Raw genomic sequence first — 22,605 nt, 5'->3', positions numbered from 1 at the left:
TCTTACCATTCCGAACAGAGTAGTTAAGCCCGTTTGCGCCGATGGTACTACACCGTGGGAGAGTAGGTCGCCGCCTTCTTATAAACCCCCTCATCATACCGATGAGGGGGTTTTTTTATGCGCAAAAACTAAGTCTATTAGTTTTAAAAATTTACCTAATTTTGAAATTGATATGAGAATACAAACCCAAAAAGAAGAACAGTTAAATGTACTCACACATGGAATAGGTTTCGTATTGAGCTTAGTGGGTTTTATCCTTCTTTTTATCTTTCATACTTACGAAAGCTGGCAAGGTATTCTGGGAATTTCATTATATGGATTTTCCTTAGCAGCACTTTACTTTGCTTCAACAATCTATCATTATGAAAAAGATATTACTAGAAAATTTTTATATAGAAAGCTAGATCATATAAGCATCTATTTATTAATCGCGGGGACATATTCTCCAGTAGTTTTAATAGTGCTGCCAGATAGTTTAGGATGGATATTGTTTTGGAGTGTTTGGAGCATAGCACTTGTAGGAACAATTTTAAAAGTTTTTTTTACAGGAAAATTTGAACTTTTTTCCACACTGTTGTATTTAGCCATGGGCTGGTTAATCGTCTTTGATTTTTCAGCTTTGAAATCTGCTGTAGACGAAACAGGGTTACTATTATTAATGGGGGGAGGCGCAGCTTATACCATTGGTATTATTTTTTACTCGCTAGATAAAATTAAATACAGCCACGTAATCTGGCATGTTTTTGTACTTACTGGAAGTATATTACACTATTTATTCATTTTCTTAGAAGTAATTTAAAGAAAGTATGCCAATAGAATAGCAACTACAACAGCAATCATTTTAGATAAATCAAACTTATGGTTACTTGAACTTTCAAAAAGAATAGTAGTTGAAACGTGCAAAAATACTCCAATGACCACAGCAGTTATTTCGGTATGATATGTATCAATATAGACGCTATTTTCAGAAATAAAACTACCAATAGGAGTCATTAAAGCAAAAAGGAACAAAAACAAAACCGTAATAATTCTAGAGTATCCAGCTTTTATAAAAAAGAATGACAAAATTATTGCAACAGGTATCTTGTGAACGATAACTCCAATTAATAGATTATTTTCTTCGGAAATAGGAAAACCTTCCAACAATGCATGTATTGAAAGACTAATAAATAATAGCCAAGGGAAATCTTTTGTGTCGGCATGCAGGTGAACGTGACCATGTTCTGCTCCTTTAGAGAAAAATTCTAAGAAGATTTGAAGTAAAATCCCTACCATTATAAAGATGCCAATGGATTTTGAAGGGGTTTCAAATACTTCGGGTAAGAGTTCAAAAACAGTTATAGCTAATAAAAAAGCTCCACTAAAAGCAAGATATAAAGATATCTGCTTTATTTTTTTTGTTTTTAAAAATAGAGCAACTCCATACCCTAATGCTACAGCTAGAAAAAGTAGTAGATAATTCATCAATTAAAAATAAGTATTAATCGTTCAGATTTATTTTTATCAAATTTATTTAAATGGTAGTCGCCAAAACAATTCACTAATTTCACCCCTGCTTCAAAAAAATAATTTTTAAAATCTTCTAATGTTAGCGCTCTTACTCGTTCCGTATAGAAGTATCTTTCATTTTCATATGTAAATCGAATGTCTTTAAAGATATAGCCGTCGTCGAGATACCGATGGATGTAGAAATCAATTCCATCAACAGTTTTAACTTCAGAAGGGACTAAGTTATTTAAAACATAATCTGTATTTAAAAAATCAATAACTCCATAACCATTGGGCTTAAGCTCTTCTTTAATAGATTTTATGGTTCGAAGGTTATCATTTTCTTTTTCAAAATAACCGAAGCTAGTGAATAAATTGAAAACCGCATCAAACTTGTCAGGATAGGGAAGGCACATATCGTGTACTTCAAAATGAAGATTTTTAGTTTCATACTGTTTAGCATATTCGATACTCGAAGCAGATAAATCTACTCCAGTAACATCATATCCTATTTTGTTAAGGTATTTAGCATGACGACCTTTTCCACAAGCAAGGTCTAATATTTTTGATTTTTCAGAAAGATTTAAAAAAGAGGTAAGTTTTTTCATAAAAAAACCAGCTTCTTCATAATCTCGATCCTTATATAATATGTGATAAAACGGTGTATCAAACCAGGAAGTGTACCAGGTATCTGTTTCTTTTTGCATGAAGTGGGTTTTGCCCTGCAAAAATACTGTAATTTTGTATCAAATTGTAACATACATTATGGAAAGTAATTTTAAAATGGTTGCCAAGACCTTATTTGGATTAGAAGATTTATTAGCTAAAGAACTTCGACAATTAGGAGCTTCTGGTATTGAAAAAGGAACCCGAAACGTTGCTTTTGAAGGAGATACCGGTTTTATGTATAAAGCAAATTTATGCTGCCGAACAGCTATTAAAATTTTAAAACCTATTACTGCTTTTAATGTGTTTACCGAAGAAGATTTATATAAAAGTATTTATAAAATTGAATGGGAAGATTATATGGAAGCAAATGGTAGTCTTGCGGTAGATGCTACTGTGTTTTCTAAACAATTTACACATTCACAATATGTAGCTTTGAAGACCAAAGATGCTATTGTAGATCGTTTTAGGGATAAAGAGGGAGTAAGACCCGATGTAGATTTAGACCATCCTACGTTGCGTATAAATGTGCATATAGACCGTAATATTTGTACCGTTTCATTGGATAGTAGTGGCCAATCACTACATAAGCGTGGTTATAAAACAGAAACTGGTCTTGCTCCGATAAATGAAGTGTTAGCGGCAGGAATTATTATGTTATCTGGTTGGGAAGGACAATGCAATCTTATGGATCCTATGTGCGGTAGCGGAACTATCTTAGCCGAAGCCGCTATGATTGCTTGTAACATTCCTCCAAACTTAAATAGGGACGAATTTGGTTTTGAAACGTGGCCTGATTTTGATGTGAATTTATTTGAAGTTATTGAAAACGCAGCTCTTAAAAAAATAAAAGACTTCCATTTTAAAATTTATGGTTCAGATAAGGATGGTTATACTTTGAATAAAGCGAAAGAAAATATTAACAATGCCAACCTTCAAGATTTTATAGAAATACAACAACAAGACTTTTTTGAAAGTGAAAAACCGGTTGACAAACCTATGTACTTGATTTTTAACCCACCCTATGATGAGCGTTTATCAGTAGCAGACATTGATGTTTTTTACAAACAAATTGGTGATACTTTAAAACAAAGCTACCCCGGCACACAGGCTTGGATGATTACCAGTAACATGGAGGCGCTTAAAAATGTAGGGTTAAAAACTTCAAAAAAGATAAAACTTTATAATGGAAAACTCGAAAGCCGTTTAGTTCGTTACGAAATGTACGAAGGAAGCCGTAAAGCTAGTAAACAGTAATTTAATTCTCAGTTTTTATCACCCTCTTCTTAGAAAGGACGGGGTTTGCAGATTGTTAAGCTTTTGGCACATTGGTTTTCAATAGCCAATAATTTTTACATTTCTATTTTTTTTAGCTCCTTATAGTTTCTATTTAATCGTCTTAGTAAAATCCCATAGACCACTCGGTAAAATAATATGATTAACCCTATAAAGAGGAGTCCGATAACAAATTGTGCCAAAAAGAAAACAGAAGCAAAGCTTTCTTGAGAAATATTAGAAAAGCCTTCATATTTTTCACTCATTAATGCGAACAAATGATCCTTATTTAGATAATAATAAATATTGATTGCCAGCATAATCAAGGCGTTTGCTCCCACATTATATATAACAAAGTACTTAACCGTTTTCCTAGTTTTTAAAATATTCTTCATCAGTTCTTTAACTGAATCAGTAATTTTAATATTTCGGTGATTTTTATAGAACAAATATATAAAAAGGCCAAACACTAAATAATTGATTATATTAATTGCAATTAATATATTATGAAGCCCCATGGCATCATTTATTTGGTTACTTATTTTAAAGTTTTCACTTACATTAGGAGTGACCAATGCTAAAACTGTCCAAAGAACAATTTCAACAATACTTATGTAGAAAATCCACTTCACTATGGAAGAAGATTTTTTAAGCAACATTTTGTAAATATCACTATATGACAACTTAGGTAGCTCTTGCTCCCTTTTTTGCCAATCTTTTTTTAATAATTCTAGTTCGTCCATGTGTATAACCTCCTATGGATTTAATATGTTACGTAACTTCCCTTTAATTCGGTTCATTTTTACCCTTGCGTTCACTTCGGTAATACCTAATGTTTCAGAAATTTCCTTGTAATTTTTATCTTCTAAATACAAAAACACCAATGCCTTGTCAATATCATTAAGAGTTTTTACCGCACTGTACATTAATTTTAATTGCTCTTCAATGGTATCATCATAGGGTTCAGCTTTTATTTTAAAACTGATGCTTTCAAAACTTGCAGTATCAATTCTGCGTTTCTTTTTTCGATATAAAGTAATAGCAGTATTTAATGCAACCCGATACATCCATGTACTAAACTTTGAATCTCCTCGAAATTTAGGAAATGCCTTCCATAACTGTATGGTAATCTCCTGGAACAAATCATTGTGAGCATCTTGATCATTGGTATATAATCTGCATATTTTATGCACGATGTTCTGGTTTTCCTCCAGTTGGGTTACAAAACTATGTTCGAGTTCTTTCGTCAATGCAATACTGTTAGCTGTTTCATTAGTAGTGTAAGAAACAAGATTGTTACAATAATCACAAAAATTACTATTTTTTATGCAAGGCTACTAAACAAATAGTAACTTTATAGTACAACAAAAAGCTATGAATATACCACAAACCCAAAAACCTCGTGTAGTCGTTATAGGCGGAGGATTTGCGGGAATTTCATTTATAAAAAAGATTAAAAATGAAAACGTACAAATTGTACTTTTCGATAAAAATAACTATCACACCTTTCAGCCATTATTGTATCAAGTTTCTACCTCCGGATTGGAACCAGACTCGATAGCGTATCCACTTCGGAAAATCTTCAGAAAAAATAAAAATTTTCATTTTCGCTTAGCTGAAGTAGAGTACATTAATAAAGAAGAAAAGGAAATTGAAACTTCAATAGGAAAGTTAAGCTATGATTATTTGGTGATTGCTACAGGAACTAAAACTAATTACTTCGGGAATCAAAATATTGAGAAAAACAGCATGCCGATGAAAACAGTCCCGCAGGCATTAAATATTCGGAGTTTAATGCTTCAGAATATTGAAAAAGCTGATATGACTGAAGATCCTGAAGAACGAAAACGGCTTTTAAATTTTGTTATAGCAGGAGCTGGGCCAACTGGAGTAGAGCTTGCAGGGGCATTGGCAGAATTTAAAAACGGAATTTTAGAAGATGATTATACCGAAATGAACGAAGCTGAAATGCAAGTTCATTTATTGGAAGGTATGGATCGAGTGTTACCACCAATGAGTGAGGAGGCCTCTAGATTGGCGCAAAAAGCTTTAGAACGCTTAGGTGTACACGTTCATCTTAATACGATGATTGAAGATTATGATGGAAAAATAGTAACCACAAAAGGTGAAAAAAGCTTTGAAACCGAAGCGTTTATTTGGGCTGCAGGAGTTACTGGAAATCCTATTAAAGGAATTGATGGAACATCATTAATGAAAAAGATTAACCGATATTACGTAAACGAATTTAATAAAGTTGAAGATACCGATGCTATTTTTGCATTAGGTGATATCGCCTTAATGGAAACGGAAGCGTACCCTAAAGGACATCCTCAAGTTGCCCAACCCGCTATTCAACAAGGGAAACACCTAGGTGACAACTTTAAAAAACTACTTCGCAATAAACCATTAGAACCTTTTAAATACTTTGATAAAGGTACCATGGCAACTGTAGGTCGAAACAAAGCCGTGGTCGATATTAAAAAAATGCATTTAGGTGGTTTTATCGCATGGTTTATATGGATGTTTATCCACCTTTGGTTTTTGGTGGGTTTTCGTAATCGTGTAGTTACTTTTTTTAATTGGACATACAGTTATATTAGTTACGATCGTGCAGCAAGATTGATTATTCGACCTTTTAGAAAGGATGTTTAATTAATTAGTTTTAACAGGAATAGGTCCGCCGTGAGTAACATATTGACCTCCTATTTCGTTAATATTCACGTTAAGCTCCTCATCGCTATCGACGCTGTTAATGTTTACTTTTAGTTCGTCATAGGTATCTATGCTTTTTAGGTTTACGTCAAGCTCATCGTAAGTGTCAATATCAACGATACGAACATCAAGGGTGTTGTTTTCACTAATAGGAACTAATTTATAATCTGAAGATGTTTCAATAGAATCTTTTGAAGCATATGCCTTTGGAATAATTTCAAATTCTTTAACTACATTGATAGTGAGACAAATTGCAATAATGGTTAAGATGGTTTTGGTGTATAAATCTGTTTTCATAATAAATTTTTTAAATGGTTTCTATTTCTGAAAAAATCAAAATGTGTTCCAAAGTGCAACTAATACTGAAAATAAGGGCTGTTTTTAGTATTTTAGCTAAAAATTGACTGTAATGATTTCAGAAAAACAATTCAAGAAAGAAATAAACTTAATTATAACCAATGCCATACGGGAAGATGTAGGTGATGGCGACTTCAGTTCGCTAGCTTGTATTCCTGAAGATGCAACTGGAAAAGCCAAATTATTGGTTAAGGATGATGGTATTATAGCTGGAATAGACTTTGCTCGGCAGGTTTTTGAATTTGTAGATACCGGCTTGAAAATAGATATTAAAATAGAAGATGGGAGCCGTGTAAAAAAAGGAGATGTTTGTTTTTACGTATCAGGATTATCACAATCTATTTTAAAGTCTGAACGATTGGTTTTAAACGCTATGCAACGAATGAGTGCAATAGCTACTAAAACAAATAAATACGTAGAGCTTTTAGAAGGAACCAACACTCAAATCTTGGATACTCGTAAGACCACTCCAGGAATTCGCGCTCTAGAAAAATGGGCGGTAAAAATAGGAGGTGGTGAAAACCACCGTTTTGCCCTGTACGATATGATAATGCTAAAGGATAACCACATTGATTTTTGTGGAGGAATAACAAAAGCAATTGAAAAAACACAAAACTATTTAAAAGATCATAACTTAAATTTAAAGATAATTGTAGAAGCAAGAAACTTAGATGAAATTAAAGAGATACTGGAAAACAAGGGTGTTTACCGAATTTTAATTGATAATTTTAATTATAGTGATACAAAAAAGGCGGTTCAAATGATTGGCGATTCCTGCCTAACTGAATCCAGTGGCGGTATAACATTAGAAACAGCTCGAAAATACGCCGAATGTGGGGTAGACTATATAAGTAGTGGCGCGTTAACACATTCAGTTTATAATATGGATTTAAGCTTAAAAGCAGTTTAATGTCTGAAGATGAAGTGTTTAATATAGAGAAGCTGCCAGTTATACGTACCTTGGCAAAATGGTGCAAAAAGGTTAAAATACCAGGAACCAATGGTCTTTCTTTATATCATTTACTAGAAATATATGGTACTGGAATTATAAAAGGAACCTTTTCATCTCGAGCAAGTTCCATTGCGTATAGTTTCTTTATAGCTATATTTCCTTTCTTATTATTTATCTTAAACTTGATTCCATACTTTGATTTTATAGATGGCTTTTTAACGCAATTCTTAATATTTATTGAAGAGTTATTACCACCGCAAACCGCTGATTTGTTTTACCCAGTAATTGCCGATATCGCTGTAAACCCAAGAGGAGGACTGCTTTCCTTTTCTATTATTTTAGCGATATTTTTATCAGCTAATGGAGTAAATGCTATTTTCAGTGCTTTTGAATATTCCGTGCACGTTACTATAAACCGAACTTTCATTAGACAATATGCTGTAGCTTTTGGAGTGGCTATTTTGTTGGCATTGTTATTGTTAACTACAGTAGGAGTCATTTTATATGGCGAATATCTAATAAATGAATTGGTAGGAAAAGTCTATGTTGAAAACAATGTTTACTTAGTTACAATTATGCAATTGGTTGTTTTTATAAGTATGATATACACCATTATATCAATATTATACTATTTTGGTACTAAGCAAGGTAAAGAGTCCCACTTTTTCTCTTTTGGAGCATTATTGACAACTATTTTATTTTTAGTAACTACTTATTTATTTGGTATTTATATTAATAACTTTTCAAATTATAATGAATTATATGGATCACTTGGGGCACTTTTAATCATGTTGTTCTATATTTGGATAAATTCAAACTTACTATTATTGGGGTTTGAATTAAATGTATCCCTACAATTATTGAAGGATAGAAATAAAAACAATAACACTAATACCTAAAAAAATGAAAAAATTATTTTTAACAATGACCTTAGTAGCTACTACTATACTTACTGCAGTAGCACAAGATGTAACCGGAAAATGGAAAACAATAGACGATGAAACTGGAGAAGCAAAATCCATTGTCGAGGTTTACAAAGAAAATGGCAAAATTTACGGTAAAGTAGTTGAAATACTTACTGCAGACAAAAAAGACGCTACTTGTGTAGATTGTCCTGGAGCAGATAAAGGAAAACCAATAATGGGATTGGTTATTATAAAAGGTCTTGAAAAGGATGGTGATGAGTACAATGATGGAAAAATTCTAGACCCTAGCAGTGGTAAATTATATAAATGCTATATAGAATTAGAAGAAACTGATAAACTTAAAGTACGAGGTTATATAGGATTTTCTTTATTAGGAAGAACACAATATTGGCATCGTGTAAAATAATTTTTTATTTAAAATAGTATCTTTAGTCCACTCAAATTTGAGTGGACTAATTTTTTTCTGAAAATAGTATCTGTGTATTATATAGACGTCATCCTCCCAATTCCATTAAAACAAAAATTCACCTACCAGGTTAATATGGACGAAGCTGCTTTCCTGCGTCAGGGTATGCGGGTAGCTGTACCGTTTGGAAAATCGAAAGTATACACAGCAATTGTTTATCAGGTTCATAAAACCGCTCCTTCTGGATATGAAACCAAGGAAATAGATCGAATTTTAGATGAAGAGCCAGTAATTACAGAAACTCAAGTTAAACATTGGGAGTGGATGGCTTCCTATTATATGTGTACATTGGGCGAAGTAATTCGTGCTGCGCTGCCCAGTGCTTTTTTGTTGGAGAGTGAAACGATTATTTCCTTATCAAAAAGTAATGTTTCCGAAGAAGAATTAGATGATGAAGAATTCTTAGTATTTGAAGCATTACAACATCAATCATCACTTCATATAAATGATATCCGTTCTGTACTAGATAAGAAAAATGTAGTAGCGGTACTGGAAAAATTACTTCAGAAAAAGATAATCCAAGTTCAAGAAGAAGTATATGAGCAGTACAGACCTAAGCTGAAACGATATGTAAAACTTACTTCGCAATATGCTTCTGAAGAAAACCTGAAAGCACTCTTAGAAACACTATCACGGGCCCCTAAACAGAAAGAAGTATTACTAAACTTGTTTATGCTTTCGGCTCAAGCAAATAAACCCATTAGCGTAAAACAGCTTCAAAAACAAAGTGATACGTCTTCAAGCGTGATAAAATCTTTAGTAGATAAGGAAATACTAGAAGAGTATTACGTAAAAAAAGATCGAGTTCAGTATAGTGGCGAAGCAGCTTCAGATATAAAAAAACTGAATGAAGCGCAAGAAATTGCTTTTTCCGAAATAAAAGAAAGTTTTAAAACAAAAGATGTCACATTACTATATGGTGTAACCTCTAGTGGAAAAACAGAAGTGTACGTTCGGCTTATTTCCGAAATTATTGAAAGTGGAAAACAGGTGTTGTATATGCTTCCTGAAATTGCGTTAACAACACAATTAATTACAAGACTACAGAACTATTTTGGGGCTAAAGTAGCGGTTTATCATTCAAAATACTCCGTTAACGAACGGGTAGAAGTTTGGAACAATGTACTGTACTCTAAACCCAAAGCACAAATAGTAATTGGTGCGCGATCTTCGTTGTTTTTACCGTTTAATAACTTAGGACTTATTTTAGTCGATGAAGAACACGAGCCTTCTTTTAAACAATACAATCCATCGCCACGCTACCAAGCACGAGATGCAGCGGTGGTTTTAGCAAATCTGCATACCGCAAAAACTTTGATGGGGTCTGCAACACCTTCGCTTGAGAGTTATTACAATGCGGTAAATAATAAATACGGACTTGTAAACTTAACAACCCGTTTTGGTGATGTACTCATGCCCGAAATTGAATTGGTCGATATAAAAGAAAAGACTAGAAAAAAACGAATGAAAGGCCATTTTAGTGATCGCCTTTTAGAAGAGATGAATGAAGTGTTGGAGTTAGGGGAACAAGTGATATTATTTCAAAACCGCCGTGGTTATTCCCCCATTGTTGAATGCACTACTTGTGGAACGTCACCTCAATGCCCCAACTGTGATGTGAGTTTGACGTTTCATCAATATAAAAATGAATTACGTTGCCATTATTGTGGTTATCATATGGCTATGCAGTTGTCTTGTATGGCGTGCGGGAGTGATACACTAGACACTAAAGGTTTTGGTACCGAACAAATTGAAACAGAATTGAAAGCTCTTTTCCCAAAATATTCCATTGCTCGAATGGATCAGGATACCACACGAGGCAAACATGCGTATGCTAAATTAATTGATAAACTGGAAAATGAAGAAATTGATATTTTGGTAGGTACACAAATGTTAGCCAAGGGATTAGATTTTAGAAACATTAGTTTAGTTGGTGTTATGAATGCGGATAATCTACTCAACTTCCCCGATTTTAGGGCACACGAACGCAGTTTTCAGTTATTGCAGCAAGTATCGGGTAGGGCAGGACGTACCAGCAAACGCGGAAAGGTATTGATACAAACGTACAATCCGTATCATCAAATATTACAACAAGTAAGTACGAATGATTATGAAGGAATGTATAAAGAGCAGTTGGAAGACCGCTACCAATATAAATATCCTCCATACTATAGGACTATAAAAATCACCTGTAAAGACCGTAATCTTCAAAAAATGCAAAAAGCGTCAAAATGGTTTGGTCAAGCTTTGGAAAATAAATTGGGTGAGCAAGTGTTAGGGCCCGAGCCACCTCCTGTGAGTAGAATTCGAAATTTCTATATAAGTAATATTTTAATTAAAATTCCGAAGAAACAATCGCTGGAAAAAACAAAAGAGTATATAAATAGGGTACAACAAAGTTTTAACTCGATTAAGGAGTTCTCCAGTGTTCGGTTAACAATAGATGTAGATAATTATTAAGATTTCATAGAGGCAGAAAGCGCTTCTACCAAATCAGATTTCCGGTTACGACTAAGAGGAAGCTGCTGGTTGTCAAGCTCGATAACTTTACTGTTATAACGTTCTACTTTATCAAGGTTAACGATGTACGATTTGTGAATACGTAGAAAACGATCTTCTGGTAATAACGCTTCAAAGGCTTTCATAGTAGAGAGTACTACTAAAGCATCGTGTTCGGTAACTAACTTCACATAATCACCAAGGGCTTCGATGTAGCGTAATTCATTAAGGAATACTTTACGTTTTTTAAGATTACTTTTTACAAAAATGAAATCTTCGTCATCAAAACCATCATCATTTTTAAGCTTGTAATTGGTAATAGCCTTATGCACGGCATTTAAAAATCGTTCTTTGGAAATAGGCTTACGTAAATAATCTATGGCATCGTAATCAAATGCTTTAAAGGCATATTTAGTTTTACCAGTAACAAAAATAATCTGTGGCTTTTTAGTAAGATCATCTAATAGATCAAAACCAGAAAGAATAGGCATTTCGATATCTAAGAAAATAAGATCTATATCGGTAGTGGCAAGACCCATTTTAGCCTCAATAGCATTGTTATATTCAGCAACAAGGTCTAATGAAGGATGGTTTTCTATTAGTTTTACAATAGAAAGACGTTGTAAGGTGGAGTCATCTACGATGACACATTTTAATATTGGCTTGTCCACAAGTAAAAAGTTAGATAGTTTAGTACAACAATTATACTCAAAATATCGATGAAAGGCAAGTTTTTTTAACTTTTGTCGAAAAAAAAAGGGGTTTATCTTATTGCGTAAGAAATTTCCTATATGTGTTTTTTTTATTGTTTTAAAAAATTGGTTTGATAATTATAAATAAAACAGTATTTTTGCACGCTCTTGGCAAGAAGCTAGGAGTTAATAATATTAATTTTAATCGATTTTTATGAATCATTACGAAACTGTTTTCATCTTAAATCCCGTTTTATCTGATGAGCAGATAAAGGAAACAGTAAAGAAATACGAAGATATTCTTGTTTCTAAAGGTGCTAAGATGATATCCAAAGAAGATTGGGGACTAAAAAAATTGTCCTATGCAATCCAACACAAAAAAAGTGGTTTTTACCATTTATTTGAATTTACTGCACCCGGTGAATCAATAAACGCTATGGAAGTAGAGTTTAGAAGGGATGAACGTATTATGCGTTACCTTACCGTTAAACTTGACAAGCACGCAATTGCTTGGGCAGAGAAAAGACGTAACCGAAACAACAAACAAAAAGCAAAAGCATAAGGTATGGCATCGATTCAAGAACAAGCAAAAGGAAAAAAAGACGGAGAGATTAGATATCTAACTCCGCTTAATATAGAAACTACAAAAGCTAAAAAATACTGTCGTTTTCAACGATCTGGAATTAAGTACATCGATTATAAAGATGCAGACTTTTTATTGAGCTTTGTAAACGAGCAAGGTAAATTGTTACCTCGCAGATTAACAGGAACATCATTAAAGTACCAACGTAAAGTTGCTGTAGCTGTAAAAAGAGCACGTCATTTAGCGTTGATGCCATATGTAACCGATTTATACAAATAAAAACCAGATAGTATTATGGAACTTATATTAAAACAAGACATTGACAATCTGGGATTCACAGATGATGTTGTATCTGTAAAAAATGGATATGGTAGAAACTACCTAATCCCAGAAGGGTATGCAACTTTAGCGACTCCATCTGCAAAAAAAGCATTGGAAGAAAAGCTTAAACAACAAGCATACAAAGAGCGTAAAGTTATTGAAGAAGCTCAAAAAGAAGCTGATAAACTTGGCGAAATTTTAGAGCTAAAAATCACTGCCAAAACAGGTGATAAGGATAAATTGTTTGGTTCTGTTACCAATGCAAACCTTGCTGAAGCTTTAGAAAAAGAAAATGTATCTATTGATAAAAAATACATTTCTATTGCCGGTGGTGCTATTAAGCGTACTGGACAATACGAAGCTACCATTCGTTTTCACAGAGATGTTATCGAAACATTTACGTTTGACGTAGTAGCAGAAAACCAGTAGTTTTTATACTGAATACCTGAAATAATACAGAAAGCCTTCTTCATTTATTTGAGGAAGGTTTTCTTTTTAATTTAAAACTCAAACCGGGGTTTCGATACAATTTTAATGCTTTTGCTGTGCAAAAACATTAAAATCACTCAACCACCTTTTTTGAGCTTAGTAAGGTGGTTGAGTGATTTTTAAACTGTCGGCAAATCAGTTTAAAATAGTATCGAAATAACCGAAACCCCGACATTAAATTTATGATTATGAAATACGCACGCCTTACAAAAGAACAATTTGAAGAACTGCACACTGAGTTTATAAACTTTTTAGCCACACAATCCATTACTGGAAAAGAATGGGCCGATATAAAAATAAATAACCCTGAAGTAGCTGAGCAAGAATTAGATGTTTTCAGTGATTTGGTTTGGGAAGGAGTTTTGCAAAAAGCAGAATACCTAGAAAATATGGCACCGCAGCAGTTATTTCTTTTTAAAATTAAAGCAGAACAAATGCAACTTATATCAGTTAAAGTAATGGATAAAACAAAAGACATTACAACTGCCGATGGGTACGCTTGGCTTCAAGAGAACTTTATGACAGATGAAGTTGAGTTTTACACTGCGAATAAACAATTTTCAAACGATAGAAGTGCGGATATTTTTAAATTGATTAAACAAGGCTCCATCATTACAAAAGGAGAGTTATATCGTTTTTTCGAAGATATCTTAGATAAAATTTCATGATTTTTTTAATAATGGTGGCTGAGTGATTCCGATGGTTATCGGAATTATATCAAAGCCTCTACAAACTTCTTGTCCTGAGCGGAGCCGAAGAGGACTGCCTTACTCATATCGTAAACTCTCAATAGGATCTAATTTCGCAGCTTTGGTTGCTGGGTATGAACCTGCAATAACGGCTACGATAAATGTGATAATAGTAGCCCAAATTATAGCCGTCCAAGGCAATGAAAAGTCAAAATCAAAGGCTTTAGCAAAGACAAAACCAGTAAGAATACCTAAAAGAATACCAAGGATACTCCCAAACTGCCCAATAACGATAGTTTCCATAAAAAACTGAGTAGAAATTGTAGAACGCTTAGCTCCCAATGCTTTTCGTACACCAATTTCACGTGTACGTTCGGTAACCGATACGAGCATGATATTCATTAATGCGATTGATGATCCCAAAATAGTAATGATACTAATAATCCAAGCTGCTGTTGACATATAAAGGCCTATTTCAGCAATTTGATTCAATAAATCATCACTCCGTAACAAACCAAAATTGTTTTCTTCCACAGGGTTTAAACCGCGAATATTTCTGAAAGTAATAATTGCTTCATCTTGTGCGCCTTGCATGATTTCCTTATTGTCCACGCGCACACTTATATTATAGTTAATATTTGGATCGGTAAAAATTCCTCGTGCCACTTGAATGGGAATTAACACCTTGAGATCTTGATTGTTTCCGAAGGTAGACCCTTTAGATTCTAAAACACCAATCACTTTAAATTTAACCCCTCGTATACTCACGATTTTATTTAAAGGATTTTCATTGCCAAATAAGTTTTTCAGAAAATCTGAACCTAATAAACATACTTTATTATTATTCTGAACATCAAAAAAGGTGAAATTTCGACCACGTTCTACTTCGGTTCCAGTATTTAGCAAGTAATGCTCATTAACACCATACACCTGAACTTCAGGGTCGGTTTTCTCACTTTCATATTTTACTTCAGCACCTGCAGTTCCTCTAAATGATATCGCAGTTTGGGTTAAAGGGTAATTATATTTATCCACAAATTCCCTAACATCGTTGTAACTAATAATAGGGTTTATCTTTTTGCGTTCCCCACCACGCTGACTTTGCACTTCCAATTCATAACGTTGCACGTTAAACGTATTGGCGCCCATAGAGGCAAAGTTGTCTGCAATCGTATTTTCCAGCACCTTTACGGCACTTAAAATACCGACTAACGCCCAAATACCAATCGCTATAATGACAACAGTAAGGATGGTTCGTAGCAATTGACTTCTAATAGAATCTAAGGCAATACGAACATTTTCGCGAAACAATGAAAACATAGTTACAAATTAAGGTTACCCATTAGACTAATAACAGTCGTTAAAGTTACAAGTTAGCTAATAATTTAAGATATTTGCATCTCAAAATTATTAATTGAACCTTACATTTTAAACCATACAACGTGGCTCAAAAACCATCTATACCCAAAGGAACACGCGATTTTTCACCTGCTGAAGTAGTAAAGCGCAACTATATTATGGACACCATAAAAGATTGTTTTACTACGTACGGTTTTCAACCTATTGAAACACCTTCGTTTGAAAACAGCGATACGCTAATGGGAAAGTACGGTGATGAAGGCGATCGATTAATTTTTAAAATTTTGAATAGTGGCGATTTTCTTCGGAAAGTGGATGATGCATTATATTCTGAAAAAGATAGCGGGAAACTAACTCCGAAAATTTCAGAAAAAGCACTTCGTTACGATCTTACAGTTCCGTTTGCACGTTACGTAGTACAACACCAAAACGAAATTGACTTTCCGTTTAAGCGTTATCAAATTCAGCCGGTTTGGCGTGCCGATCGACCGCAGAAAGGACGTTTTAGAGAGTTTTTTCAGTGTGATGCCGATGTGGTGGGGAGCAAATCACTTTGGCAAGAAGTGGAGTTTGTGGAACTGTACGATGCTGTGTTCAGCAAATTGAATTTGGAAGGGGTTACCATTAAAATGAACAACCGCAAAATTTTAAGCGGAATTGCTGAAGTAATAGGGGAATCCGATAAACTTATTGATTTCACTGTAGCTCTAGACAAACTTGACAAAATAGGGGAGGACGGTGTTAAAAAGGAAATGCGCGAGAAAGGAATTACCGAAACTGCCATTGAAAAGTTACAGCCGTTATTTCAGGTAAGCGGAACGGCTTCCGAAAAATTAGCTTTATTAAAAGATTTACTTTCTTCATCTGAAATAGGCATGCAAGGTGTCCAAGAGGTGGAGTTTATCGTTTCAACAATTTCTGAAATTGGACTACAAACAGCAATGTTGGAAATTGATGTAACCTTGGCTCGTGGCTTAAACTACTACACAGGAGCTATTTTTGAAGTTGCTGCTCCTGAGCAAGTAAAAATGGGAAGCATTGGAGGCGGTGGTCGTTACGATGACTTAACTGGTATTTTCGGTCTAAAAAATATAAGTGGTGTCGGTATTTCGTTTGGTTTGGACCGAATTTACTTGGTTCTAGAAGAATTGGGTTTATTCCCAGAAACCGTTTCAGCCAATACCAAAGTCTTATTTATCAACTTTGGGGAAGAGGAAGCGTTTTACGCTATGAAAGCTGTTTCCAAACTTAGAAAAGAAGGTATTACTGCAGAATTGTACCCAGACGCTACAAAAATGGGTAAACAAATGGGCTATGCAGATAAACGAAACATACCTTACACTGTTTTGGCCGGCGGAGACGAAATGCAAGCTGAAACCTTTACACTTAAACATATGAAAAGTGGTAAGCAAGATGCGGTTTCCTTTACGGAGTTACGGGCTAAGTTAAAATAAATTAAACTTTATTTTTTTTATAATAGAACCGCTAGTTATCAGGCTTTTTCAGAAAAACATGTACATTTAGGGACGATTATAAGCTAAAAATAAAGCTAAGGCCCCTAATCTATTTATGAAACATTCTAGTATAAAAGGTACGGATAGCGGAACTATTCTGTTTATACATGGTAACTCATCATCCTCAGAAGTTTTCAAAAAAACGGTAGATTCTGAAGAAATTCCCTATACTAAAATAACAGTCGATTTGCCAGGTCATGGAGCAAATGTGGAAGAATATGATGCTGAATGTGACTTTTCAATAAAATCATACCAAGAAAAACTACTTTCATTTATAGAAGAAATTGACGATGATATATTATTAGTCGGAAATTCAATGGGCGGTCATTTGGCTATTGAACTCGCCCCGAAAATTAAAAACCTCAAAGGCCTGATCATTATGGGGACACCTCCTGTAAAAAAACCAATCAATTTTGAAGAAGCTTTTCTACCACAACCGGCTTTACAAACTTTTTTAACAGAAAATCCTTCGGAACATGATATGGTTACAGCTGCAGAAATTGCAGTTCACAAACAAGAAAACGCAGCAGCCATTCTAAATGATTTTAAGCAGGCCAATCCAAAGGTACGTAGCGTTTTAGCCAACGATTTAATACAAAACAGACTTGACAATCAAGAGCGAATATTTTCCGATCTTGATGCACCCAAATTTATAATAAGAGGAACACAAGACCCCACCGTAAATCCTTCTTATTTGGAAACGATAACTAAACAATGCAATGGAACCTGTACGCTCATTGATTATGATGAATGCGGACATTACCCAAGCCTTGAACAACCAGATAAGTTTATAAAAACGATTTCAGAAATAGCGTCTCAAGTCTTTTAAATTATGGAAATCCTTACCGAAAAAGAACAACTGTTACAAAGCCAGCATTTTGCTTTTAGATTACGAAACCTCTACCAAAATGATCGACAATTATTTGACCAATTAAACGATTATATTCCGTATTCTATTCATATTAATAGACAGGATAACCTTGATATTACCTACGCCAATGATAAACCATTATTTAAAGCTCCTGAAATGGAGAAATTAGTTGAAGTGGGTAGTAGTTATCTAGACGAAATATCGTGCCTAGTTTTACATAGAAATGCCGTAACAAAGGCTACCAAGTTTCGAAAAGCTAACGATATCGATTCTGTATGCTCTTATATACAGCAACTTCAGTTCAATAATGAAAAGAGGTATTTTTATTCTAATAAACTAATTTTAGATAATGACTTATATTTTAATATTTCGAGTACTGTTGATGAGTTGGGTTTAATAGGAAAAGTATTTAATTCTATTTTTAGGCCTATTCATACCAATCAAATTTCTTGGCAGCAGTTTCAATCCTTAACCAAACAAGAAAAAAAGATTTTGCACTTGTTGGCTAATGGGAGCTCCACAAAAGAAATAGCAGAACAATTGTTTATTTCAACGCATACCGCACAAACCCACCGACGAAACATCAATCAAAAATTAAACATTTCATCGGTGAGCGATTTGGTAAAAATTTCTTTGATTTTAGAGATTATTTAACCGCTCATTTTTCTTACTAACCAATATACCATCTTTATAGGTTATGGGACTTTCACCAAAGCGTCTTTTAAACTCTTTATTCATTGCTATTGCCAATAAATTCTGTGCGTGTACGCCAAAGAAACCATTCCCCAAAGCATTTTTATAATAATTTTCCAGTTCTTGGTCGGTCATTTTTTTAAGTCGTTCTAAATTTTCTGCTATTTTTTTGGCATCGCCTTTGTGATTAATATACACTTGATCCATAATAAAAATTTTAAATTACACATTGTTTTTATGTATCAAGACAAAAAAGAAAAGTTGTTTATTTTTTTGACGGATGTCCGTATGCTAAACCACCGCAGCTTATATGCTCGGTTGGTATGCGTAATGCATTCTTGATACGTTTATAATATATAGCTTTTTTATGAAATATAAAAATTACATAAAAAATGATGATGCTTTTTTATACGAAATAGCATTAAAATTAGAAACCACGATATCTGCTTTAGAGTAATCTTGATCTTTGGAATGCAAGCTATTGTAACCTACACAGAAAATACCTGCAGCTTTTGCGGCGGCAATTCCGTTAGTTGAATCTTCAATCACCATGCATTCTTCATTTGAGTAACCAGAAGCTTCAGCAGCTTTAATAAAAATTTCGGGATGTGGTTTAGATTCTTTTAAATCAGCTCCGCTAAATTTAGCTTTAAAATATTGATTTAAGTTAAACCGTTCAAAAATACGGTTGATATTAGGCATAGATGCTGACGAGGCAAGAATCAATGTGAGGCCATTATTATAATAGTCTTTGATTAGATCTAACACTCCATCTAAAAGATCCAAATCACTATCTGTAGCAAATAAGTGTTTAAAATGCTTTCGTTTAATAGCCATTAATGTTTCAGGAGCTTCTGAAAGTGAAAAATGATCGCAAAGTTGTTTACAAATGTTAATAGTAGATTGTCCTGTGTATGAATTGTACATTTCTTCAGAGACATCAATATTTACATCATTAAACATACTAAAATAGGCTTTTTTATGAAGTGGTTCGGTGTCAATAATTACTCCATCCATATCAAATAAAACAGCTTGTAGCATAGTAATTAATTTTGACGCGAAGATATAAGTTTTAATAGAAGATTATTTTTTTGAACGTATTAAATTATCCTTAATTCACACCTCTCTGAAATTTTATCGAAAACCATAGTTTTCAAATAATTTGTGAAAATAGATAGGATGTATTCTATATTTCATTAATTTTAAGTGAGATAGCTATATTATAAAAACATTGAATAGTATGAATACTTCACAGCGCTTAGAAAATGCACTTTCAAAATTGTATAATGCGTTTCATAATAACACACTCAATCCGGAGTGTTGTTTACAATGTGCCGTGGGTAATATTTGTAATAATACAGATAGCTGGAAACACTTTAGTGACTTGCATGGATCGCTACAATTAAACTACGTAGGCTTGGTACATCAGCGCTTGGGTCGTTTGGTGAATGGCTTCACACCCCAACAGTTGCTGGAAATAGAAGCAACTTTTTTAAAAGGTTGTGGATTTTCAATTCCATTAAACCGAAAAGGGACGAAACCTAAAAACCCGACTTCAAAAGAAACACTTTTTAAAGGTCTTTGTGCTGTTGTAGAGTATTTGTGTGCGCTTGATAATATTGAAAATGTGATGGATTACAAAAAAATATTTGAAACTGAAGAGCAATTAAAAATGAATTTTACAACCCTATATACTTAAAAATTTTATTAGCAAGAACCACTTAGTTTGAAATAGGTTTTAAAAAAAAGAAATTAATTTAATTTTTGGTTTTTTTCAATGGTTATTGTTTCTATATTTGCACTCGCAAAATGCGGCGAGGTAGCTCAGGTGGTTAGAGCGTCGGATTCATAACCCGGAGGTCTGGGGTTCAAGTCCCCATCTCGCTACAAAACAATTAGGCAATTACATTTATTTGTAATTGCCTTTTTTTATATCTAGTTTAAATATTTTCAAAACTTTAAGTAGCTTTAACTAACGTTACATTAATTTCTTCCTATAGCTTAAACCCCTTTTTCTTAATTAAAATTCCAGTAAACTGAATTTTAAATACAGCTTTCTACGTTTATTATAAAACTTTCTTAAAAACTTTTTTAAATCTAACCGGTTGTTTAGTTTTGTGGTGTATTAAAAATAATGGCACGAAAAAAAGAATATATAGAAGAAGAGGTTATTGATAGAGCAATGCATTTGTTTTGGCAAAATGGTTATGAAAATACGTCAATGAAAATGCTGGAGCGAGAAATGGGTATCAATAAATTCTCCATATACTCAAGTTTTGGGAGTAAGCACGGACTCTTTCTTGAAAGTTTAAAGTGTTATAATTCTAAAATTAAAAATATTTTCGAGAAGCTTAAAAATGCATCAAATGGTGTTGAAGATATAAAACAGTTTTTTTATGATTCAGTAAATATTAGTCATCAAGTAGGAAATAAAAAAGGTTGTTTAGTAACCAATACCTATAATGAATTTTCAGAAAGCGATGATATATTGATTAAAAACCAGATGAACGTTTTTATGGATAACCTTAAAAAGGTATTTATTGAAAAGCTAAAAACTGATTCAACTAAAGATGCAGAGACGGTATTAAAACAAGCAAACTTTTTATTATTGGCCAAGCATGGTCTAGCAGCAGCATCTAGAGTCAATAGCCAAAAAGAAATAGAAGACTATATTGAAATGACATTTAAAAACATTTAAAAATTTTTTCACCCAAATCTAAACGGTTGTTTAGGTATTTATTAATAAAAATTAAAGTTTAAAATTATGACAAGTTTAAAAATTCAGAGTTTAGAATCTGCTCCAGAAGAGAGCAAAGATTTATTAGAGAAATCTAAAAAAGCATATGGTATGATACCTGGCTTGCACGGGGTTTTAGCCGGAGCGCCTGGCATCCTTGAAGGTTACCAAAAACTACATGAGTTATTTGAAAACTCATCATTTAATAATGAAGAGTTAACTGTGGTTTGGCAATCTATAAACGTAGAGCATGAATGTCACTATTGTGTGCCGGCGCATACGGGTATTGCTAAAATGATGAAAGTAGACGATACTATCACAGATGCTTTACGTAATGAAACTACATTAGAAGATCCTAAATTAGAAGCGTTGCGAACCATGACATTAAAAATTGTTCGTAATCGCGGAAATGTAACTCAAAAAGATTTAGACGCTTTTTATGAGGCTGGTTATGGTGAGCGACAAGTGTTAGAAATTATCTTAGGCTTATCTCAAAAAACCATTAGTAATTATGTAAACCATATTGCTAATACACCGGTTGATGAAGGATTTAAAAAATACGAGTGGAGGAAATAAAACGTCGTTTTATTTTAAAATTTCAGATTGGTTAGTTTTTATAAACCTTCCGTTTATTCGGAAGGTTTACTAATCATCAAAAAAATAAATAATATGAAAAAAAAATTGAAAATAGATATAGTGTCAGATGTGGTTTGCCCTTGGTGCACCATAGGTTATAAACGTTTGGAAAAAGCGATTTCAGAATTAGGAATTGAAGACCAACTAGAAATAGAGTGGCAACCTTTTGAACTAAACCCGAATATGCCAGTTGAAGGTCAAAATATGAAAGAGCATATTACTGAAAAATATGGATCTACGGTAGAGCAACAAAAAGAATCGCAACAGCATATGACCGAAGTAGGAAAGGAGCTTGGCTTTACGTTCGACTATTTTGATGATATGCGAATGGTGAATACCTTTAATGCTCATATTTTATTAGATTATGCGAAAGACTTCGGAAAGCAAACCGAACTAAAAATGCGGTTAACAACTGCTTTTTTTAGTGAACGCAAAGATGTTTCAGATAGAGATATTTTAAAACAAGCTTTATTAGATGTGGGTTTAAAAGCAGAAGAAGCACTCGCTAGGCTAGACAATGAAGAAGTACGCTATGATTTAAGAAATAAGCAAGGCTATTGGAAGAATATGGGAGTTAACTCGGTTCCAACAATTGTTTTTAACCGAAAAAGTGCTGTAACCGGAGCGCAACCTGTAGATGTTTTTAAAGAAGTACTTTCAGAATTGATTACTGATTAAGT

At 33.6% G+C, this 22,605-nt stretch carries 27 protein-coding genes, 1 tRNA gene, 1 rRNA gene and 1 riboswitch; of the genes, 20 read left to right on the top strand and 9 right to left on the bottom strand.

From position 1 onward, the window contains the following. Both rrf and trhA read left to right on the top strand, forming a co-directional pair. A 5S ribosomal RNA gene (gene rrf / locus DZ858_RS15420) occupies window positions 1-79 on the top strand; the annotation flags it as partial. 93 nt (window positions 80-172) lie between these two features. Next, window positions 173-799, top strand: a complete 627-nt coding sequence (gene trhA, locus DZ858_RS14735) for a PAQR family membrane homeostasis protein TrhA (protein ID WP_117160416.1) — start codon at window positions 173-175, stop codon at window positions 797-799. Here the strand turns inward: trhA and DZ858_RS14730 are convergent. Both DZ858_RS14730 and DZ858_RS14725 read right to left on the bottom strand, forming a co-directional pair. Beyond that, a complete protein-coding gene (locus DZ858_RS14730; RefSeq protein WP_117160415.1) occupies window positions 796-1,464 on the bottom strand; it encodes a ZIP family metal transporter in 669 nt (222 codons plus the stop codon). The two genes, trhA and DZ858_RS14730, sit on opposite strands and share 4 nt — an antisense overlap. Next, window positions 1,464-2,195 carry a class I SAM-dependent methyltransferase gene (locus DZ858_RS14725; RefSeq protein WP_117160414.1) on the bottom strand — a complete coding sequence of 244 codons (732 nt, stop codon included), beginning with the start codon at window positions 2,193-2,195 and terminating at the stop codon, window positions 1,464-1,466. The genes DZ858_RS14730 and DZ858_RS14725 overlap by 1 nt, the downstream gene beginning before the upstream one ends. Window positions 2,196-2,253: 58 nt before the next feature. Here DZ858_RS14725 and DZ858_RS14720 point away from each other — a divergent pair, with 58 nt between their 5' ends. Next, entirely contained in the window at window positions 2,254-3,411 is a 1,158-nt protein-coding gene (locus tag DZ858_RS14720) for a THUMP domain-containing class I SAM-dependent RNA methyltransferase (protein WP_117160457.1), read from the top strand. A gap of 95 nt (window positions 3,412-3,506) precedes the next feature. Here the strand turns inward: DZ858_RS14720 and DZ858_RS14715 are convergent, their stop codons facing one another. Beyond that, window positions 3,507-4,172 (bottom strand): hypothetical protein, encoded by a 666-nt coding sequence (locus DZ858_RS14715; RefSeq protein ID WP_117160413.1) that lies wholly within the window; start codon window positions 4,170-4,172, stop codon window positions 3,507-3,509. A gap of 12 nt (window positions 4,173-4,184) precedes the next feature. Further along, window positions 4,185-4,679 (bottom strand): RNA polymerase sigma factor, encoded by a 495-nt coding sequence (locus tag DZ858_RS14710; RefSeq protein WP_117160412.1) that lies wholly within the window; start codon window positions 4,677-4,679, stop codon window positions 4,185-4,187. A gap of 124 nt (window positions 4,680-4,803) precedes the next feature. Here DZ858_RS14710 and DZ858_RS14705 point away from each other — a divergent pair, with 124 nt between their 5' ends. After that, the gene (locus tag DZ858_RS14705) at window positions 4,804-6,081 is read left to right on the top strand and encodes an NAD(P)/FAD-dependent oxidoreductase (protein ID WP_117160411.1); all 1,278 of its coding nucleotides are present in this window, start codon (window positions 4,804-4,806) and stop codon (window positions 6,079-6,081) included. On the opposite strand, the gene DZ858_RS14700 is transcribed toward DZ858_RS14705, so the two are convergent. Next, window positions 6,082-6,438 carry a hypothetical protein gene (locus DZ858_RS14700; RefSeq protein WP_117160410.1) on the bottom strand — a complete coding sequence of 119 codons (357 nt, stop codon included), beginning with the start codon at window positions 6,436-6,438 and terminating at the stop codon, window positions 6,082-6,084. 112 nt (window positions 6,439-6,550) lie between these two features. Here DZ858_RS14700 and nadC point away from each other — a divergent pair, with 112 nt between their 5' ends. The 4 genes from nadC (at window position 6,551) to priA (ending at window position 11,302) form a co-directional block, all read left to right on the top strand. Then, on the top strand, window positions 6,551-7,408 hold the full coding sequence (gene nadC / locus DZ858_RS14695; protein WP_117160409.1) for a carboxylating nicotinate-nucleotide diphosphorylase: 858 nt from the start codon (window positions 6,551-6,553) through the stop codon (window positions 7,406-7,408). Next, window positions 7,408-8,349 (top strand): YihY/virulence factor BrkB family protein, encoded by a 942-nt coding sequence (locus DZ858_RS14690; RefSeq protein WP_117160408.1) that lies wholly within the window; start codon window positions 7,408-7,410, stop codon window positions 8,347-8,349. Before nadC ends, DZ858_RS14690 begins: the two co-directional genes overlap by 1 nt. Window positions 8,350-8,353: 4 nt before the next feature. Then, window positions 8,354-8,782: a DUF2147 domain-containing protein gene (locus tag DZ858_RS14685; RefSeq protein WP_117160407.1), complete on the top strand. Its 429-nt coding sequence runs from the start codon at window positions 8,354-8,356 to the stop codon at window positions 8,780-8,782. 72 nt (window positions 8,783-8,854) lie between these two features. Continuing rightward, a complete protein-coding gene (priA, locus tag DZ858_RS14680) occupies window positions 8,855-11,302 on the top strand; it encodes a replication restart helicase PriA (protein ID WP_158548378.1) in 2,448 nt (815 codons plus the stop codon). Here the strand turns inward: priA and DZ858_RS14675 are convergent. Continuing rightward, window positions 11,299-12,012 carry a LytR/AlgR family response regulator transcription factor gene (locus DZ858_RS14675; protein WP_117160405.1) on the bottom strand — a complete coding sequence of 238 codons (714 nt, stop codon included), beginning with the start codon at window positions 12,010-12,012 and terminating at the stop codon, window positions 11,299-11,301. The genes priA and DZ858_RS14675 overlap by 4 nt on opposite strands. A gap of 235 nt (window positions 12,013-12,247) precedes the next feature. Between DZ858_RS14675 and rpsF the strand changes: the two genes are divergently transcribed. The 4 genes from rpsF to DZ858_RS14655 all read left to right on the top strand — a co-directional run bounded on the left by rpsF (window position 12,248) and on the right by DZ858_RS14655 (window position 14,094). Next, a complete protein-coding gene (gene rpsF / locus DZ858_RS14670; RefSeq protein WP_117160404.1) occupies window positions 12,248-12,595 on the top strand; it encodes a 30S ribosomal protein S6 in 348 nt (115 codons plus the stop codon). 3 nt (window positions 12,596-12,598) lie between these two features. Beyond that, entirely contained in the window at window positions 12,599-12,895 is a 297-nt protein-coding gene (gene rpsR / locus DZ858_RS14665; protein WP_117160403.1) for a 30S ribosomal protein S18, read from the top strand. A gap of 15 nt (window positions 12,896-12,910) precedes the next feature. Continuing rightward, the gene (gene rplI / locus DZ858_RS14660) at window positions 12,911-13,366 is read left to right on the top strand and encodes a 50S ribosomal protein L9 (protein WP_117160402.1); all 456 of its coding nucleotides are present in this window, start codon (window positions 12,911-12,913) and stop codon (window positions 13,364-13,366) included. 248 nt (window positions 13,367-13,614) lie between these two features. Further along, window positions 13,615-14,094 carry a DUF6495 family protein gene (locus DZ858_RS14655; protein ID WP_117160401.1) on the top strand — a complete coding sequence of 160 codons (480 nt, stop codon included), beginning with the start codon at window positions 13,615-13,617 and terminating at the stop codon, window positions 14,092-14,094. A 99-nt stretch (window positions 14,095-14,193) separates the two neighbouring features. On the opposite strand, the gene DZ858_RS14650 is transcribed toward DZ858_RS14655, so the two are convergent. Next, the gene (locus DZ858_RS14650) at window positions 14,194-15,435 is read right to left on the bottom strand and encodes an ABC transporter permease (RefSeq protein WP_117160400.1); all 1,242 of its coding nucleotides are present in this window, start codon (window positions 15,433-15,435) and stop codon (window positions 14,194-14,196) included. A gap of 122 nt (window positions 15,436-15,557) precedes the next feature. Between DZ858_RS14650 and hisS the strand changes: the two genes are divergently transcribed. The 3 genes from hisS (at window position 15,558) to DZ858_RS14635 (ending at window position 18,513) form a co-directional block, all read left to right on the top strand. Then, a complete protein-coding gene (hisS, locus tag DZ858_RS14645; RefSeq protein ID WP_117160399.1) occupies window positions 15,558-16,928 on the top strand; it encodes a histidine--tRNA ligase in 1,371 nt (456 codons plus the stop codon). A 115-nt stretch (window positions 16,929-17,043) separates the two neighbouring features. Continuing rightward, entirely contained in the window at window positions 17,044-17,817 is a 774-nt protein-coding gene (locus tag DZ858_RS14640) for an alpha/beta fold hydrolase (RefSeq protein ID WP_117160398.1), read from the top strand. Window positions 17,818-17,820: 3 nt separating this feature from the next. Beyond that, window positions 17,821-18,513 carry a response regulator transcription factor gene (locus tag DZ858_RS14635; protein ID WP_117160397.1) on the top strand — a complete coding sequence of 231 codons (693 nt, stop codon included), beginning with the start codon at window positions 17,821-17,823 and terminating at the stop codon, window positions 18,511-18,513. Here the strand turns inward: DZ858_RS14635 and DZ858_RS14630 are convergent. Further along, complete coding sequence (locus DZ858_RS14630; RefSeq protein ID WP_117160396.1) at window positions 18,499-18,759, bottom strand: hypothetical protein; 261 nt, start codon at window positions 18,757-18,759, stop codon at window positions 18,499-18,501. The two genes, DZ858_RS14635 and DZ858_RS14630, sit on opposite strands and share 15 nt — an antisense overlap. 52 nt (window positions 18,760-18,811) lie before the next feature. Beyond that, window positions 18,812-18,902: riboswitch (SAM-I-IV-variant riboswitch) on the bottom strand. A gap of 31 nt (window positions 18,903-18,933) precedes the next feature. Next, the gene (locus tag DZ858_RS14625; protein ID WP_117160395.1) at window positions 18,934-19,593 is read right to left on the bottom strand and encodes an HAD family hydrolase; all 660 of its coding nucleotides are present in this window, start codon (window positions 19,591-19,593) and stop codon (window positions 18,934-18,936) included. Between the two features lie 199 nt (window positions 19,594-19,792). Between DZ858_RS14625 and DZ858_RS14620 the strand changes: the two genes are divergently transcribed. The 5 genes from DZ858_RS14620 (at window position 19,793) to DZ858_RS14600 (ending at window position 22,603) form a co-directional block, all read left to right on the top strand. Then, window positions 19,793-20,251, top strand: a complete 459-nt coding sequence (locus DZ858_RS14620) for a Na(+)-translocating NADH-quinone reductase subunit F (RefSeq protein ID WP_117160394.1) — start codon at window positions 19,793-19,795, stop codon at window positions 20,249-20,251. Between the two features lie 114 nt (window positions 20,252-20,365). After that, window positions 20,366-20,439: transfer RNA gene (locus tag DZ858_RS14615), tRNA-Met, on the top strand. A 247-nt stretch (window positions 20,440-20,686) separates the two neighbouring features. After that, window positions 20,687-21,250, top strand: coding sequence for a TetR/AcrR family transcriptional regulator (locus DZ858_RS14610; protein WP_117160393.1), 564 nt, complete (start codon window positions 20,687-20,689; stop codon window positions 21,248-21,250). A gap of 66 nt (window positions 21,251-21,316) precedes the next feature. Further along, window positions 21,317-21,865 carry a carboxymuconolactone decarboxylase family protein gene (locus DZ858_RS14605; RefSeq protein ID WP_117160392.1) on the top strand — a complete coding sequence of 183 codons (549 nt, stop codon included), beginning with the start codon at window positions 21,317-21,319 and terminating at the stop codon, window positions 21,863-21,865. Window positions 21,866-21,958: 93 nt separating this feature from the next. Then, window positions 21,959-22,603, top strand: a complete 645-nt coding sequence (locus DZ858_RS14600; RefSeq protein WP_117160456.1) for a DsbA family oxidoreductase — start codon at window positions 21,959-21,961, stop codon at window positions 22,601-22,603. Window positions 22,604-22,605: the final 2 nt, after the last annotated feature.

The organism is Marixanthomonas ophiurae (assembly GCF_003413745.1).
In the GTDB taxonomy this organism is placed as follows: domain Bacteria; phylum Bacteroidota; class Bacteroidia; order Flavobacteriales; family Flavobacteriaceae; genus Marixanthomonas; species Marixanthomonas ophiurae.
Note: the sequence above shows the minus strand (reverse complement) of the source record. Positions and strands in the feature narration are given on the sequence as shown.